Raw genomic sequence first — 14,994 nt, forward strand, 5'->3', positions numbered from 1 at the left:
CACCCGTTCCCATACCGAACACGGAAGTTAAGCTCTTCAGCGCCGATGGTAGTTGGGGGTTTCCCCCTGTGAGAGTAGGACGTCGCTGGGCACCAAAAAGAAGTCGTTACCGAGTTATATCGGTGACGACTTCTTTTTTGTTTTTGAAAAATTAACGTTCGTTCATTAATGCAAGTGTATTTCCTTCTGTATCTTTAAAGAATGCCATCCAGGTTTCTGTATCCTCTACCTTTGCTACCATATGTGGTTCATCGATGAAAGTAGCTCCCGCCTCCTTCATTCTCAAAACCTCGCTATTTAAATCCTCCACTTGGAAATATAACACTGAGCTGGGGTGATTGAATTCTTCTTTTTCAGCTCGACTTAACAGAAGTCGTGTATCTCCACATTGAAAAAAAGCTAGACCATCCATTTCAAATAACAGAGATAAATTAATAACATCCTTATAAAATGTAACCGCTCTTTCCACATTTTCCACATTTACCGCTACTTGTCCTAATTTCATAAATAATTTCCCTCATTTCTTATATATATCTATTCTCTATTTCATTGCAAATTCCTTTAAAATACTTGCCTATGCATAGGACCCAAATATAACTAGACAATTGACAGTTAATATTATATACTACATTACAACACTAATGCACTGATTTTTAGGAGAGAGGAGATTAACCTCAGGTGATATTAAGTAACGACAGCAGTAAGCCAATATATGTGCAAATTGCAGAATGGTTGGAGAATGAAATTATTGCAGAGCGTTTTACTGCTAACGAAAAAGTATACTCTCAGTATCAGTTGGCAGAGCTTTTCAATATAAATCCAGCTACAGCTGCTAAGGGACTAACGATACTTGTAGAGGAAATGACATTATATAAGAAGAGGGGACTTGGGATGTTCGTAGCACCAGAGGCCAAAATGATGATTCTGGAAAAACGGAGAAATGAAACACTTACGAAAATGGTAACAGACATTGTTTTAGAAGCGAAAAGGTTATCAGTAACAAAAGCGGAATTAATACAACTCATCCATAAATGTGAGGAGGAGATCCAGTGAATGTGATAGATTGTCAAAAGGTAAACAAGGGTTATCGAAGAACTAATGCTTTAGAAGATATTACTTTTCAACTGACAGATCAAAAAATTACAGGACTTATTGGTCGTAATGGTGCGGGGAAGACAACTTTGCTCAAAATATTGGCAGGCTTAACTAAGCATAAATCTGGTGAAGTAAATGTATTTGGAAAAAACCCTTATAATAATTTACTGGTTTCTGCAAACAGTATTTTAGTGGATGATCAAATGACTTTTCCAGACTCACTTACCTTAGAAGAGATATTGCGAAGTGCGCCTGCTTTTTATAAAAAGTGGGATACACAACTTGCAGTTAGGTTATTTCAATACTTTAAACTGGATTCCAAGCAACAGCATTCTAAGTTATCCAAAGGTTCAAGAGCTACGTTTAATATGATTTTCGGATTGTCTACACATTGTGAGTTAACGATGTTTGATGAGCCAACAAACGGAATGGATGAAGCGGTCCGGACAGACTTTTATAGAGCTTTACTAAAGGATTATATTGCACATCCTCGCTCTATTCTAATATCTAGTCACCATTTATCAGAAATAGAGCATTTACTAGAGGATATATTATTGATTCATAAAGGGAAAGTTGTTCTTCATGCAGACTTAGATGAAGTGAAGGAATATGCGGTAGCTATTCAGGGACCAGTTGCAGATGTGGAAAAATGGACAGCAGGGGAAGAAGTTCTTCATTCAAAAAGAGTTGATGAGCAAAAGCAATATGCAGTGTTTAAAAAAAATTCGAAGCTGGAAAGAGCTCGCTTAGAAGGTGCCAACATTCAGATGTTAACTGCCAGTGAGGTATGCATGTACATGACGAGTGAGAGCAAAGGGGGAATCGATGATGTTTTTAAGTAACATTAGCCTAACGAGTGTAGTACTATCTCAGGTAAAGTTTAAGCTAAGTGCTTATAGCGGATTGATCTACTCACTAATTATTTTACAGGTGTTAGGGATACTTTTTGCTACTGGGTGGTCAAGTAGTGGAACTTCCATTAATAATATATCTATTAATTTGAATATATCATCAATCGATTCAGGATTCATTTTTGTCTCATTATTAGCTATTTCAGTTGGTAATCTAATTACAACGAGAGCATACCGCTATGATGACTTTTCGTTTGTAGCTACTCGTCTAAGTAGCAATATAGCTAATTGTATCGTTTTATTGATTTTTAGTTGTTATGCAGGGGTGACTACTTACTTTACAGTTTATCTAATGCGTATCTTTTTAACGTTTAATAGTACTAATGAGTTTGTAGAAGGTCCTACTATTCTAGATGATCCTATGAATTCTTTATTAACTATTCTAGCGATGATTATTTTCTTATGGATGTTCAGCTCGTTAGGATATATAGCTGGCACTCTGTTTCAAAACCATAAGCTACTGTTCTTTGGGGCATTAGTAATTATTATTATGTTGTTGCTGACAGGTACTTGGATAAGGATATCAGAAATCATTTTTGTAGAGAACAGTTCATTGCTAATATTGGTTGCGAAAACTTTTGGTATAGCAATACTGATCTTTGCGACATCCACTGCAATTTCTAACCGTTTGGGGGTTAGAGTATGAGTAATACTTGGATGATATTCTTTATTGGATTAATACCTGTAGTCATTGGAATACTTATAGTTCTTTATATAACGAAGAAAGTAAAATATAAAGGGAGTCTACGTCTAAATAAAATTGTGATAATGATCTACTTCAGTTTATTAATCGGTGTTGGAATTGTATATGAAATAATACCAAAGGAACCGATAGTAGAACAATTATCCGAAGAACAATTACAGCAATTACAAACAGAAAACGAAGTATTTGAAGAAAAGTTACTAAAACAAGAAGAGAACAAATTGAGTCAGAAGTTTCTTAAAGAAGAATGGACTCATGAACTAAGTGGGAATACATTAACTCTTGGATATATAGGAAATGACTCATATTCTACAAAAGTGGTAGTGGAATGGATAGACTCTACTGCTCAAAAGATTGAAGGAAAGGTATACCGGTCTCATATAAATTTATATGGATTAAAAATAGAAGATAAGATTCCCCTTCATGTAGCAGAATGGACGGGGAATGAGTTAGTTATACATGAGCCTGTGGAGCAAGAGTTTACATTCGAACAGTTTTCTAATGAGTTAAACGTATTTCAGCAAACGGATACGATGGAGATTAGGATGGTAAGAGGTTTCACGTATATTCACTTAAAAGTCCCGAAGCATATAGAGATCGTGGATCCATTGGGGCTTCAAATGTATTAACTAAAGATAAAGTGCTTGCTACTCGAGCACTTTATTTTAGTTTTACATCAAATAAGAATTTCAATTGTCTCATTAAAAGTTTAGAAGGGATAAAAGGGAATAAAAAGTCTCGAACACTGGCAATTAGGCGAGATTGGATTTGAGCGATTTCTCCAATTTGACGAGAAAGCCTAATTACTTTGGCAGTTCGTGCAACTCGCTTTTCTTCATAAAATGCTAACACCTTATCCACATGTTCAAATTGTTTGAAGCCGTTACCTAAAACGATGGCATCCTCAATAGCCTGTCCTGCTCCTTGTCCCATATTGGGTGTAGTGGCATGAGCAGCATCTCCAAGAAGAGCTACTCTTCCAAAAACAAATTGCCGCAGTGGTTTAATATCAGATAAGTCATGGTGAAGAATTCTCTCGAGAGATGTAGTTGTAATTATGTTGTGTACAACTTTTGGAAGATGGTCAAATATATCTCCGATTTCCGGAGCAGTGAGCTTTTGAAATTGTGGATTTCTAGCCGTTGTATTAATACAGGCGAACCAATATATCAACCCATTTTTCATCGGGGCCATCCCAAATCTTCCTTGTGTTGCCCAATATTCCGAAGATGTGTATTCATCAACTCTTCCATTGTTCTCTGTTATTCCTCTCCAACATGTGTAGCCGGCGTATCGAGTAACAGAGCCAGGTAGTAGTTGTTGCCGTATAGATGAATGAATACCATCGGCAGCTATGAGTAAATTGGCGGTCACAGTTGTACCGTCTTCGAAATAGACAGTTACTTGATTATCATTTTGCTCGACAGATATGTACTTTTTATTGAAATGAAGTGTATCTGGTTTAAGTGCTTTCAGAAAAATATTATGTAAATCAGCTCGGTGAATGGTAATATTCTCTTGTCCATAAAGCTCTTTTAGTACGGTAAGATCTATCGTATTTAGTGTATTCCCATAGGTATCTAGAAATACCTGTTGATGAAGAGCATGACCATTCGCAAATATCTCTTCCCCAACACCAATTTCCATGAGTGCTTGTAAAGCATTAGAGCCTATTCCAATACCAGCGCCGACAGGTTGAAAAGTTGGACTAGCTTCGTATACCTGAACAGAAAAACCTTGTTTTTGTAAGGTTACGGCAGCACAGAGCCCTCCAATACCCCCGCCTATTATTGCTATTTTCATTTGGTAAAACCTCCTCCTGTGATATTCTAATCTAAAGGGGTGATAATCATGATAAATCTAACTATGTATAATGACAGTTATAGAAAACCATTAGAAAATTATCCGCTATCTGTGGAGCAACTTTCATTTACGGGACATCCATTAGAATTGCTAGAGCGAGCTAATATAAATGCATCGTATACTCCCATTATTATAACGGAAGATGATCAAGTTGCTGGATTTTTCGTACTAGATACCGGTGAGGATAAATTTCATTACACAGATATTGAAGAGAGTATTTTACTAAGGGGATATTCCATTCATCCAGATTATCAGGGGAAGGGAATTGCGCAAGCATCAATGATACTGCTTCAATCTTTTGTGGCGAAGCGTTTTCAACATGTAAACAGAATCGTTCTAGGAGTGAATGAAGCAAACATTGCTGCACAGGCTGTGTATATAAAATCAGGTTTTCTCGATGAGGGCAGACGTTTTAATGGGAGATCTGGTATTCAAATTGCTATGTCAAAAAGGATTTGTTTAGAATCGATCAATGACGTGTGATAATTGATCGATGTAGAAGGAAAATCGATCAATCCCACGTGATCGATCGATGCCTTCCAAACATCGATCGATCACGTGCAAACATCGCTCGATCATACCTGTTATTTTAGTCTATATAGTACATCATCATCTTCACTGGGTGTTCCTCGGCCATCCGTGTTATTGGTGATGAAATAGAGTGATTCCCCATCAGAGAATACGTCTCGTACTCGTCCGAACCCGGTAATCGATTGTTCCACCTCGCCAGTTTCCACATTCAGTATTTTAATAGATTCACCGCGGAGAGTCGCTACATATAATTTTCCTTGGTGAAAGGTAATGCCTGAAGGTGCCCAGGTTTCCTTGCTGCCAGTAGTGATAATAGGTGATTCAAGTCCTTCTTCCGTTTCCTCTCCTTCAATGATTGGATAGCCGTAGTTTTTGCCTTGTTCAACCAAATTGATTTCATCATTTGCTGACTGACCATGTTCCGCTTCATATAGTGTTCCCGCCGCATTCCAAGCGAGACCTTGTGGATTGCGGTGCCCCATAGAGAATATTTCAAAAGCACCATTATCTTTCATACGAAGAATTTTCCCATTTAGTGAAGCTGGATCCTGCGCATTAATTGGGTTTCCAGCGTCTCCGACAGTTACATATAAAGACCCGTCTGGACCAATTTCTAAACGCCCACCGTGATGTATATTGCCGGTCTCAATGCCGTCCAAATGAATGGCAATTTCCTGCCACTGCCCATCTTGGCGTTGAATAGTCACGATTTTGTTAAAGGGTTTTCCATTCATGTCATACGTATAGTAAGCATAAGCTTCACCAGTTTCAGGGAAGTCAGGTTTCAGCGCAAAGCCGAGTAGTCCTGCTTCAGATACAGAGGAAAGACTATCCGAAAGTTGAACGGGCTCATGTACAACATGGTCATTTTGTATACGTGCAATCGTTCCGACCCTTTCTGATATATAAAATGTATTGTCCTGTAAATTGATAGACCAGGGGATATTCAAATTAGTTGCGATCTTTTCTGCAATGGGACCCTGGGTAGGTGATTTTTCAGTTTCCTCTGCGCAACCATATAAAACTAGGGAAATAACTAGAATCCACTTTTTCATCATAATCCCTCCATGTATTACTAGTTCCCTTAAGAGAACAATTAATCCTTCCAAGAATGATAAGTTTTTCCTATGTAAAACCATAATAACTATCGAATTTACTTATGACATTAGTCAATGTATGCTAAATACACAGAAGTGGATTTTGAAAGAAGGCAGTTAAATGGAGTTTTTAATCTTTTTCATCATAGGAATTGTAGGAAATGTAGTGGGCACATTAGTTGGAGGCGGGGGGCTTATAAGTTTACCAATGATGTTATTAATGGGTCTGCCAGTGCATTCAGCCATTGGGGCAAATAAAGTCTCTAATACAGTTAGCTCTCTTTCAAGTTTTCTAGTAATCTTCACTAAAAAAGAGGTAACGGGTAAGGAAGCACTTTCCGTATTGGTATTTTGTTTAGGAGGAGGAATAATAGGAGGGCTGATAGCATCTTTTCTAAGTGGTGAGGTACTGACGATAATTGCTATTATTTTATTGAGTTTTGCCTTTATTACTTCTTTTATGGGAAAAGGGAATTTTGGCGGCACGGAAATCTTTCAACTAAACAAAAAAACAGCTCCAGCTTTGTTGGGAATTGGTATGTACGACGGCATGTTCGGTCCAGGGAGCAGCACATTAGCGCTATATTTATATGCGAGTGAAAAAATTGCCTATATACGTGCAGTAGGACTTGCTCGAATTGGTGTGTTTTCTAGTTGCTTTGGAGCATCCATTACGTATATTTCTACTGGTAAAATAATGTGGCCGGTTACATTTGCCCTAATGCTAGGGGCGATACTTGGAGCGCAGCTTGGACTTCGACTTGCGCGAAAATTAAAGGCAAAGCATGTGAAGCCATTATTACGTGTGGTAACTATATTGCTTTTAGTGCAAATTGTTGTGGACTATTTGAGATAGGGGGAAATTAGTATGAGGATAAGCTGTGCTATTCTAGATGATTATCAGCAAGTTGCGTTAAAAAGTGCAGATTGGTCAAGTATTACAGAGAAGGTCGACGTTGTATCATTTTCTCAGCACTTTAATGATGAAGATGAATTAGTAGATTCCATTCGTGATGCGGAGATAGTAATTATTATGCGTGAGCGTACACCTTTTGGAGCAACACTCTTCAAAAAGTTACCTAAGCTTAAATTACTGATTACTACTGGAATGAGAAATGCATCGATTGACCTTGAGGCTGCTTCTGCGCATGGAGTCGCTGTGTGTGGAACTGCGAGCTCTTCTGAGCCACCAACTGAGTTAACATGGGCTTTAATACTAAACTTGGCACGTCATATTGTAAAAGAAAACGCTGAACTTCGTAGCAATGGATTATGGCAGAGTACAGTTGGGACAGATTTATACGGGAAGCGTTTAGGTCTCCTTGGGCTCGGTAAAATAGGAGGGCGAATGGCAACTATAGCAAAAGCCTTTGGAATGGATGTCATCGCCTGGAGTCAAAACTTAACGAAGGAGCAAACAGATAAGCTAGGTGTTCAATTGGCAAATTCAAAAGAAGAGTTGTTAGAAACAAGTGATTACATTTCTATTCATCTCGTATTAAGCGACAGAACTAGAGGACTTATTAGTAAGAAGGACTTAAAGCTTATGAAAAACTCTGCTTATTTAATCAATACATCTCGAGCAGCTATAATTGACGAGCAAGCACTTATACAAGCGCTCCATGAAAATTGGATTGCCGGAGCAGGATTAGATGTATTCGACCTCGAGCCATTACCTCAAGACCATCCTTTCCGAACAATGCCAAATGTATTAGCTACTCCACATTTAGGATATGTGACAGAGAAAAACTACACTACATACTACGAAGAAGCGGTGGAAGATATACAGGCGTACTTGGATGGGAGAGTGATTCGTTCTTTACTATTATAAATAGAAAAAAGGAAAGGCTATCTAAAGAGTTCACACGAACTCTCCGATAGCCTTTTCTATAATTATTTTAATGCTTCAAGCTGTTTGCCTAGTTCTTGTACAGCTTTTGTTTCTTCATCTGTAGTTGTTTTCAATAATAATTTTTGTCTTTCTAGTACTTCATTCAATGTTGCTAGTTCAGCGGATATGTCGGCATCTTGTTGCTCACTTTTTTCGATCAATGAGTTAATCGGATCGAATAGGTTTTCGTGACCGACTATTCTGCCTTCACCCCACATCAGTTTTTCTTTAGGCGCTTCTAGCACATAGTTTGTAAAGTAATTGAATACCTCTTTATCAAAGTCGTAGGCATACCAATTATTGTCGATAGCCCATAGGTATTCATCCACTGCAGTAGTTATATCGCCTTTCTCTAAAGCTTCGATAGCGAGTATAAGATTAGTAATATTATTTTGTGCATGTTCGTGTGGGAATATTTGTGCATCTTCCCATGTTAAACGAACGAATTGATCTTCAGCGTGTTTGAATGCAGCGAGTAGACCGCTATTCAAATCACGGCTTTCCTCATATAACTTTTGTGTTGCCTCGGTATCTACCTCAGTTAAAGCAGTAAAATAATCATCATTTACTTTAGCGACCTTTGCATTTACTTCTTCTGCAAGTGCAATAGCTTTGTCAATCTCCGCAACTAATTGGTCGGAAGAAACTTCAGCTTGTCCAAAAGTATCTGTGTCAATTACTTTTTTCATTGCCGTCAAACGGGTTGTGAAGTCTAGTGGAACGACTGCTGTTTGATCGTAATGCATGGAAAGTAAACCGTATAGATTTAAATGGAATTTGAATGCTTCTGCGTTATATGTGTCCTCATTATCAAATTGTGAATGATAATGGGTACGCATGAAATCACTGTCTTGGAAATCATTACGAAGGGCTGGAACCCCAGCAATTCCAAATGAAAAATCATCTGACCATGTACGCAGTGGTGAAACGACAGAAATTCCATCCTTATAGACACCATCTACAGTTGGTACATTCTTCGCAAAATCCGTTAAATAACTATTCAATTCATAGACAGAACGAATTTCATCTTGTGTTGTGTGCTCATAGGCTGGAAGCTCAAAGTTCATATTGGCAAAAGCTTTTCCTACCCACTCCGGATGAATATTGAATATTTGGTTGTAAGCCCCGGTTGACCAGTCATAGCGAGAGTTAGAAACTCCCCATTCTTCTGCAGCGAGTGCGTTGAAAATAATTGTTTTTTCTGGTTGATAGCCACTGTCTACTAACCCTTTAGCGACACCCATCATTAACCCGATTGCTGCATGGTCATCTTGGAATCCTGTAAAGTAAGAATCATAGTGAGCAGATAAAATAATATATGATTCCGGGTCTTTACCGATAATTTTCCCGTAATAATTATAAGACTTTCCATCCATTTTGACCGTAGATTTAGCATCGAATTTTACAGTCATCGTAGCATTCTCACTAGATTCTAAAGCCTTCTTCAGCTGATTTGCATCGGTTTGAGACATAGAAAATGCAGGAGCATCATCCGGTCCACAGACATCCTGAGCGTTAAGTGCATCTTCATCCGCTTCCGCATAACCTGCTTCCTGAACTGCAATTACTGCCGCAGCTCCTTTTAAATGTGCTTGGTAGGCAGGATAGTTTATCCACCATTCCTCGCGTTGGTTTATGTCAACTAAAACTAGCTTACCTTCGACATCTAGATTTGCTAAATCATCAGCAGTCCCTTTACCACCGTAGACAATTTCAAGATCCTTTACACCATTCGTATCAAAATTCACTTGGTATGCTCCTAAAACAGCCAAATGCTCTTTGCCATTTTCATCTACGAATGTTAGGTCCGCTTTTTCAAATTCCCATGTGTCTAAGGTGAATTCATCCTTTGTCACTTCAGTAAGTCCAATTTTCTTCATTTCGTCCGCAATTTTTTCTCCAGTTTTCAGCTCTGCCTCTGATCCAGCAGTCCGATAACCAAGTTTTTCATTTGTTTTAAATTCTTCTAAGCTCTTTGTGAATCCAAAGGCATAGTCGACGTCGACAGCTGATAGATAATCTTCATTTACACTGATTAAATCCTTTTCAGGTGTAACCTCTTTTTTTTCTTCTGTCGACTCTTCTTTAGGCGCACAGGCCCCCAATGACATAGCGATTACCAAAGATAATGCTATTCCTCCCGTAAACTTGTTCATTTATCACATTCCTTTACAAATTTTTTAACAACTAGCTTATTAAACGATAAAACTAGCGTAATTACAAGAGTAATTTTCACTTATCACATTCCCTATATTAAAAAGAAAAAACCTAATAACTATTGGCTATTAAGATACATTTAGTGTAAAATTACACTAAATAGAGTGAAAATTCATTTTAGAGGAGCCATATATGGATAAAGAATATGTAACACAGCTTATTTCCTTGCGGATTCGAATGGTTCGACTAGAAAAAGGTTATTCACAAGAAAAAATGGCGAGCATTATAGGTATCTCTAAGAAAACGCTTGTCCAAATAGAGAAAGAGAGAGTACTAGCAGGATGGACTAGTGTAATTGCAGTATGTGCATTGTTTCATGATAGTGAGATATTGCGGTCGGTTTTAGGGGATGATCCATTAGAAGTGATTGAAACCATAGCGCATGACGGCATAAATCGTCCGAAGGATAAATCAATGGGTGGACGTGTATGGTGGAAAGAGATTATTTCAAAGGGAGATTTCCGATTGCAACAAAACGTTATTAGTCAGCATTATCGTATTTTAGATGATAAAAATTATCGATGGTTTAGTTCGTTTGATGAAGAGGAAGCAAAAATTCGCTTAAATGAACTAACTAAAAAAGAATAATAATGGGGGAAATGGGATGAAAGTAGAGTCTAAATTTGCGACAGTATTGGTTTCCATTTTTGCATTAATCGTATTGGTGTTCTTTGAAGGCTTCGGTGCGTTATTTCTACTGCTTATGGGGAAAATCGATTATACTGCATTGCTTATAACTGTTGGATTGGTGCTATATCTACTATTTGTGTTTAATTTACTTCATCTTTTTCAAACAAAAAAGCGGAAAGTTATTTTTGGTTCTATCGCAGGAGCAGCCATATTAGTCAGCGCCATTACTCCTATAAAAGATGCGTATACTCACTTGATACCTACAGTAGATGCAGAGGTGGATATAAGTAAGTACGAACCTTTTTCACAATTTGGTAAGGTTACTAAGTTAGAGGAGAAAGTGACACTTCAGCTAACTGATGATTTACCAATATTAGACGGGGCAACTGCACTTTATCCGTTATATGCGGCCATTGCAGAAGCGACATATCCAGAAAAGGTGTATCCTTCCTACGATAGTGAAGTAATGGTGAGCACTACACAGTATGCCTATGAGAACCTATTTGATGGTACGGTAGATATGATTTTTGCTGCAGCACCATCTACAGCTCAAAAGGAAACTGCAGCGAAAAAAGGACTTGAGCTACAGATGATTCCTATTGGTCGAGAAGCATTTGTCTTTTTTGTCAATCAAAAAAATCCTGTAAATAACCTTACGGTAGAACAAATTACAGATATATATATGGGAAAGGTCACCAACTGGAAACAATTAGGGGGCAACAATGATGAAATCCGGGCTTTTCAACGACCGGAAGACAGTGGCTCTCAATCTGCGCTTCAGTCACTTATGAAGGGAATGCCGCTTATGCAGCCACCTTCAAAGGATATAGTTACAGGAATGGGTGGTATCATAAATGAGGTGTCCCAATATAGAAACTATAAGAATGCAATTGGCTTTACATTTCGATTTTATTCCACCGAAATGGTCGACAATGATGAGATTAAACTACTAGAAGTAGATGGAGTGGCACCGACGAAAGAAAATATACGAGCAAATACTTATCCCATTACATCAGAGTTCTATATTGTTACAGCAGGAACGGAAAATCCAAATGTAAAGCCGCTAATCGAGTGGGTGTTATCGGAGCAGGGGCAAGCACTTGTGGAAAAAGTAGGATATGTTCCATTAAAAGAATAGAAATATTAAGTCGTAGTTTATACACTGCGGCTATTTTTATATGTATATTCAAAACGTACAATGTTATTTCACCTAAACCACGCTTGATAGATTCTTTCATTAAGGTGATTCTATACACCTATTTAAATTAAGGGGAAATTTCACCGATAGAGACTAAAGGGTTATAAATTTAAAGTGCGCGTGATATATAAGTCACCTTAAAATGTGTTTGACGTAGGTTTATTGGGGTATGTATGAGTGTATATAAAGCTTCCTTAATAGAGAGATAATGCGGGGGAAAAACATGAAACTAAAACAAAAAGCTGTTGTTGTAGTAAGTATTACAATGATTCTATTAGTGACACTCTTTTTGTCATTTTTAAGACCAGTACTTTTAAAAGAATCTAATGATTTAGATAGGGATACTGCCATAGGTGAAGTAAAGAGGATAGAGAACAATATCCAATCAACATTACATAATTTAGGGAAAATAAATAGAGATTGGTCCATTTGGGATGATACGTATGATTTTATGGTGGATCAAAATCCTCTATATATCGAACGAAACTTAGAACCTGAGACATTCGCTAACCTGAACATTAACTACATAATCTATATAGATAGTGAAAAAAACCCTAAATTGCAAGTAGGCTATGACTTAGATAACAAAAAAATAGTACCTCTGCAGAATGATTTTTATGAAGAATTTCTACCTGCTATTAAAAGTGTAGAAAATACTAGTGAAGAATTGCTTGTAATGAGCAAGAATGGATTCTCACTGGCATCATTTGAATCCATCTATCAAAGCAATGGAGATGGACCTTCTGTAGGTACTTTAATCATTGGGAAATATCTAGATGAACGTACTATTAACCGAATCGGAAAAGAGTTGTCGTTTGATTTGACGTTTCATGAAGTGCAGGACAATGAAAAAACGCAGGGACGGATTGGTATTGAAGTCACAGGCGCCGATCAAATGCAAGGTTCGATTTTACTAAAAGACTACAAAGAACAGTCATTATTGGGGATAAGCTTTAATATGGATAGAAGCTTCTATATGGAGAAAAAGAATACAGTTAATAACATTGCAGTTTCTTTAGTAATTATAGGAATTATATTTGTTCTTCTTACAATTTTTCTGTTAGATCGTTTTATAATCAGTCGGATCAGCAACCTCTCCAAGCAGCTTCATAATATTCAAGCAGAAGGAAATGTTAACTTGAGGATTCATGTTAAAAAGAATCAGCAAGACGAGATTTCCAAGCTTGAAAATTCTATTAATCAGGTTCTCTCTGCACTTGAAGAGAAGCATGATGAAGTAATTCAGTTAGCATTGTATGACCATTTAACTGGGTTACCTAACCGTTATGCATTTAAGAAAGAGGTAAATAGACGAATGGATGCCTCAACAAATGAGTTAATCATTTTATTTGTTGACCTGGATGGATTTAAACAGGTGAATGATACATACGGTCATGAAATAGGTGATCAACTATTGAGAGAACTTTCGCAAAGAGTACAAATTATTGCAGCAGAAAAGAATGGATTGGTTGCTCGGTATGGTGGGGATGAATTTTTAGTATTATTCGATCAAATGAATGATCAGGAACTTGAAAGAATAGTTCAGCGACTATTAGAGGAAATAGGAAGGGAATACCAGTTTAATGCTATTAGTACACATGTCACTGCAAGCATTGGTATTAGTATATATCCAAGAGACGGTACTACTATAGAACAAGTTTTAAAAAGTGCGGATACAGCAATGTACGAGGCAAAAAATAAAGGGAAAAATCAATATGTATGTTTTCATGAAATAAATAATAATGATTAAATAACGAAAACGGTACAATAATTATATTGTGCCGTTTTCGTTATTTATCTATTCACGTACAAAAAAGTCAAAACCAAGGGACGTCGCAACACCAAATATTATTGCCCAAACCCCAATACTAATGGTCGACCATATCGTAGTTTTAAATTTAGATGCTCCAAGTGTCATGCCTATAAACGCGGCAACATGTGTACCGATTAAAATAGGTCCAAGCATGAGCATTCCAGGTAAACCGTATTTATCCCAAAGTGCTTTTGCGCGTTCACTTCTTTTGGATACTTTTTGTTCTTTTCCTTCATTTCGTTTGGCTAACCATAGTTTAAATTTATCGTAGCCAATAATAAGGGCGAGTACTGTTACCATATTTCCTATAAAACCGACGATAATAACTGCTAAAGGATTTAACCCGGAGATAATCCCCAGAGGAATGACTAGTCCTAATTCAAGCCAAGGTATGGCTGCTCCCAAAAATACTAAGAAATAATTCACGATATATACACTTCCTTCCGTCCCTTAGTTACGATGCTGTATAAGAAAAGTTTCACTTTTATAACAACCTATTTATTCATATTATTAATAGCCTTTGATCAGACTACTAAATAATCCATATTTAGAGGGATTCTATCTTCAAAAAAAAAAATTATCTAACTATTAATCATTTCAGTGGACAAATGCTTAATTATGTTATATAGTTAAGACAATAATTAAATTGCTTAGATAGAAACAATGAATTCACATATTACAAAAAGTAATCGTGAGTCTTCGGTAGCTTTTTGTAATATGTGAATTTTTTTATTCACCATAATGGAGGTTTTTTACATGACACAAGGTACAGTAAAATGGTTTAACGCAGAAAAAGGTTTTGGATTTATCGAGGTTGAAGGTGGAAATGACGTATTCGCTCATTTCTCAGCAATCCAAGGCGACGGATTCAAATCTTTAGACGAAGGTCAAAAAGTTGAATTTGACGTTGAAGATGGTCAACGTGGACCACAAGCAGTAAACATCGTAAAACTTTAATTCTTAGGAATTTTAAGTAAAGGTACTACTGTTAAAAAGAGATACTCTTTCGAGAGTATCTCTTTTTTTGTGTACTTTTTTAATTAAA

General features: G+C 37.1%; 16 protein-coding genes and 1 rRNA gene. 12 read left to right on the forward strand and 5 right to left on the reverse strand.

All coding sequences use genetic code 11. The features are described 5' to 3' along the window. A 5S ribosomal RNA gene (gene rrf / locus BM260_RS15195) occupies window positions 1–91 on the forward strand; the annotation flags it as partial. A 60-nt stretch (window positions 92–151) separates the two neighbouring features. Here rrf and BM260_RS15200 read toward each other — a convergent pair. Beyond that, window positions 152–505 (reverse strand): VOC family protein, encoded by a 354-nt coding sequence (locus tag BM260_RS15200; RefSeq protein ID WP_093538208.1) that lies wholly within the window; start codon window positions 503–505, stop codon window positions 152–154. A 173-nt stretch (window positions 506–678) separates the two neighbouring features. Between BM260_RS15200 and BM260_RS15205 the strand changes: the two genes are divergently transcribed. From BM260_RS15205 to BM260_RS15220, 4 genes are read left to right on the forward strand one after another with little or no spacing between them, the layout of a single operon-like run. Continuing rightward, window positions 679–1,053, forward strand: a complete 375-nt coding sequence (locus tag BM260_RS15205) for a GntR family transcriptional regulator (protein ID WP_093538209.1) — start codon at window positions 679–681, stop codon at window positions 1,051–1,053. Beyond that, a complete protein-coding gene (locus BM260_RS15210) occupies window positions 1,050–1,937 on the forward strand; it encodes an ATP-binding cassette domain-containing protein (protein WP_093538210.1) in 888 nt (295 codons plus the stop codon). Before BM260_RS15205 ends, BM260_RS15210 begins: the two co-directional genes overlap by 4 nt. After that, window positions 1,924–2,652: a hypothetical protein gene (locus BM260_RS15215; RefSeq protein WP_093538211.1), complete on the forward strand. Its 729-nt coding sequence runs from the start codon at window positions 1,924–1,926 to the stop codon at window positions 2,650–2,652. The genes BM260_RS15210 and BM260_RS15215 overlap by 14 nt, the downstream gene beginning before the upstream one ends. Continuing rightward, window positions 2,649–3,338: a hypothetical protein gene (locus tag BM260_RS15220; protein ID WP_093538212.1), complete on the forward strand. Its 690-nt coding sequence runs from the start codon at window positions 2,649–2,651 to the stop codon at window positions 3,336–3,338. Before BM260_RS15215 ends, BM260_RS15220 begins: the two co-directional genes overlap by 4 nt. Before the next feature lie 31 nt (window positions 3,339–3,369). Here BM260_RS15220 and BM260_RS15225 read toward each other — a convergent pair whose 3' ends face one another. Further along, the gene (locus BM260_RS15225) at window positions 3,370–4,512 is read right to left on the reverse strand and encodes an FAD-dependent monooxygenase (RefSeq protein ID WP_093538213.1); all 1,143 of its coding nucleotides are present in this window, start codon (window positions 4,510–4,512) and stop codon (window positions 3,370–3,372) included. Between the two features lie 48 nt (window positions 4,513–4,560). On the opposite strand from BM260_RS15225, the gene BM260_RS15230 reads away from it, so the two are divergent. Continuing rightward, window positions 4,561–5,055, forward strand: coding sequence for a GNAT family N-acetyltransferase (locus BM260_RS15230; RefSeq protein WP_093538214.1), 495 nt, complete (start codon window positions 4,561–4,563; stop codon window positions 5,053–5,055). 101 nt (window positions 5,056–5,156) lie between these two features. Here the strand turns inward: BM260_RS15230 and BM260_RS15235 are convergent, their stop codons facing one another. Further along, on the reverse strand, window positions 5,157–6,158 hold the full coding sequence (locus tag BM260_RS15235) for a PQQ-dependent sugar dehydrogenase (protein ID WP_093538215.1): 1,002 nt from the start codon (window positions 6,156–6,158) through the stop codon (window positions 5,157–5,159). 163 nt (window positions 6,159–6,321) lie between these two features. On the opposite strand from BM260_RS15235, the gene BM260_RS15240 reads away from it, so the two are divergent. Further along, entirely contained in the window at window positions 6,322–7,056 is a 735-nt protein-coding gene (locus tag BM260_RS15240; protein WP_093538216.1) for a sulfite exporter TauE/SafE family protein, read from the forward strand. A gap of 12 nt (window positions 7,057–7,068) precedes the next feature. Continuing rightward, window positions 7,069–8,031: a D-2-hydroxyacid dehydrogenase family protein gene (locus BM260_RS15245; protein ID WP_093538217.1), complete on the forward strand. Its 963-nt coding sequence runs from the start codon at window positions 7,069–7,071 to the stop codon at window positions 8,029–8,031. 62 nt (window positions 8,032–8,093) lie between these two features. On the opposite strand, the gene BM260_RS15250 is transcribed toward BM260_RS15245, so the two are convergent. Next, on the reverse strand, window positions 8,094–10,247 hold the full coding sequence (locus tag BM260_RS15250; RefSeq protein WP_093538218.1) for a M28 family peptidase: 2,154 nt from the start codon (window positions 10,245–10,247) through the stop codon (window positions 8,094–8,096). A gap of 193 nt (window positions 10,248–10,440) precedes the next feature. Here BM260_RS15250 and BM260_RS15255 point away from each other — a divergent pair, with 193 nt between their 5' ends. From BM260_RS15255 to BM260_RS15265, 3 genes are all read left to right on the forward strand, one after another. After that, the gene (locus tag BM260_RS15255; RefSeq protein WP_093538219.1) at window positions 10,441–10,896 is read left to right on the forward strand and encodes a helix-turn-helix transcriptional regulator; all 456 of its coding nucleotides are present in this window, start codon (window positions 10,441–10,443) and stop codon (window positions 10,894–10,896) included. A gap of 16 nt (window positions 10,897–10,912) precedes the next feature. Further along, the gene (locus BM260_RS15260; RefSeq protein WP_093538220.1) at window positions 10,913–12,076 is read left to right on the forward strand and encodes a PstS family phosphate ABC transporter substrate-binding protein; all 1,164 of its coding nucleotides are present in this window, start codon (window positions 10,913–10,915) and stop codon (window positions 12,074–12,076) included. 283 nt (window positions 12,077–12,359) lie between these two features. Next, the gene (locus tag BM260_RS15265) at window positions 12,360–13,886 is read left to right on the forward strand and encodes a sensor domain-containing diguanylate cyclase (RefSeq protein WP_175496316.1); all 1,527 of its coding nucleotides are present in this window, start codon (window positions 12,360–12,362) and stop codon (window positions 13,884–13,886) included. 48 nt (window positions 13,887–13,934) lie between these two features. Here the strand turns inward: BM260_RS15265 and BM260_RS15270 are convergent, their stop codons facing one another. Continuing rightward, window positions 13,935–14,378, reverse strand: a complete 444-nt coding sequence (locus BM260_RS15270) for a small multi-drug export protein (RefSeq protein WP_093538222.1) — start codon at window positions 14,376–14,378, stop codon at window positions 13,935–13,937. Between the two features lie 327 nt (window positions 14,379–14,705). On the opposite strand from BM260_RS15270, the gene BM260_RS15275 reads away from it, so the two are divergent. Beyond that, complete coding sequence (locus tag BM260_RS15275) at window positions 14,706–14,906, forward strand: cold-shock protein (RefSeq protein WP_090568691.1); 201 nt, start codon at window positions 14,706–14,708, stop codon at window positions 14,904–14,906. Window positions 14,907–14,994 lie beyond the last annotated feature (88 nt).

Source organism: Psychrobacillus psychrotolerans (genome assembly GCF_900115805.1).
Lineage (GTDB): Bacteria > Bacillota > Bacilli > Bacillales_A > Planococcaceae > Psychrobacillus > Psychrobacillus psychrotolerans.

Coding starts and splice junctions, on each gene's coding strand:
- BM260_RS15200 (WP_093538208.1), bottom strand. CDS start 505: ATGAAATTAGGACAAGTAGCGGTAAATGTGGAAAATGTGGAAAGAGCG.
- BM260_RS15215 (WP_093538211.1), top strand. CDS start 1,924: ATGTTTTTAAGTAACATTAGCCTAACGAGTGTAGTACTATCTCAGGTA.
- BM260_RS15220 (WP_093538212.1), top strand. CDS start 2,649: ATGAGTAATACTTGGATGATATTCTTTATTGGATTAATACCTGTAGTC.
- BM260_RS15225 (WP_093538213.1), bottom strand. CDS start 4,512: ATGAAAATAGCAATAATAGGCGGGGGTATTGGAGGGCTCTGTGCTGCC.
- BM260_RS15230 (WP_093538214.1), top strand. CDS start 4,561: ATGATAAATCTAACTATGTATAATGACAGTTATAGAAAACCATTAGAA.
- BM260_RS15235 (WP_093538215.1), bottom strand. CDS start 6,158: ATGAAAAAGTGGATTCTAGTTATTTCCCTAGTTTTATATGGTTGCGCA.
- BM260_RS15240 (WP_093538216.1), top strand. CDS start 6,322: ATGGAGTTTTTAATCTTTTTCATCATAGGAATTGTAGGAAATGTAGTG.
- BM260_RS15245 (WP_093538217.1), top strand. CDS start 7,069: ATGAGGATAAGCTGTGCTATTCTAGATGATTATCAGCAAGTTGCGTTA.
- BM260_RS15250 (WP_093538218.1), bottom strand. CDS start 10,247: ATGAACAAGTTTACGGGAGGAATAGCATTATCTTTGGTAATCGCTATG.
- BM260_RS15255 (WP_093538219.1), top strand. CDS start 10,441: ATGGATAAAGAATATGTAACACAGCTTATTTCCTTGCGGATTCGAATG.
- BM260_RS15260 (WP_093538220.1), top strand. CDS start 10,913: ATGAAAGTAGAGTCTAAATTTGCGACAGTATTGGTTTCCATTTTTGCA.
- BM260_RS15265 (WP_175496316.1), top strand. CDS start 12,360: ATGAAACTAAAACAAAAAGCTGTTGTTGTAGTAAGTATTACAATGATT.
- BM260_RS15275 (WP_090568691.1), top strand. CDS start 14,706: ATGACACAAGGTACAGTAAAATGGTTTAACGCAGAAAAAGGTTTTGGA.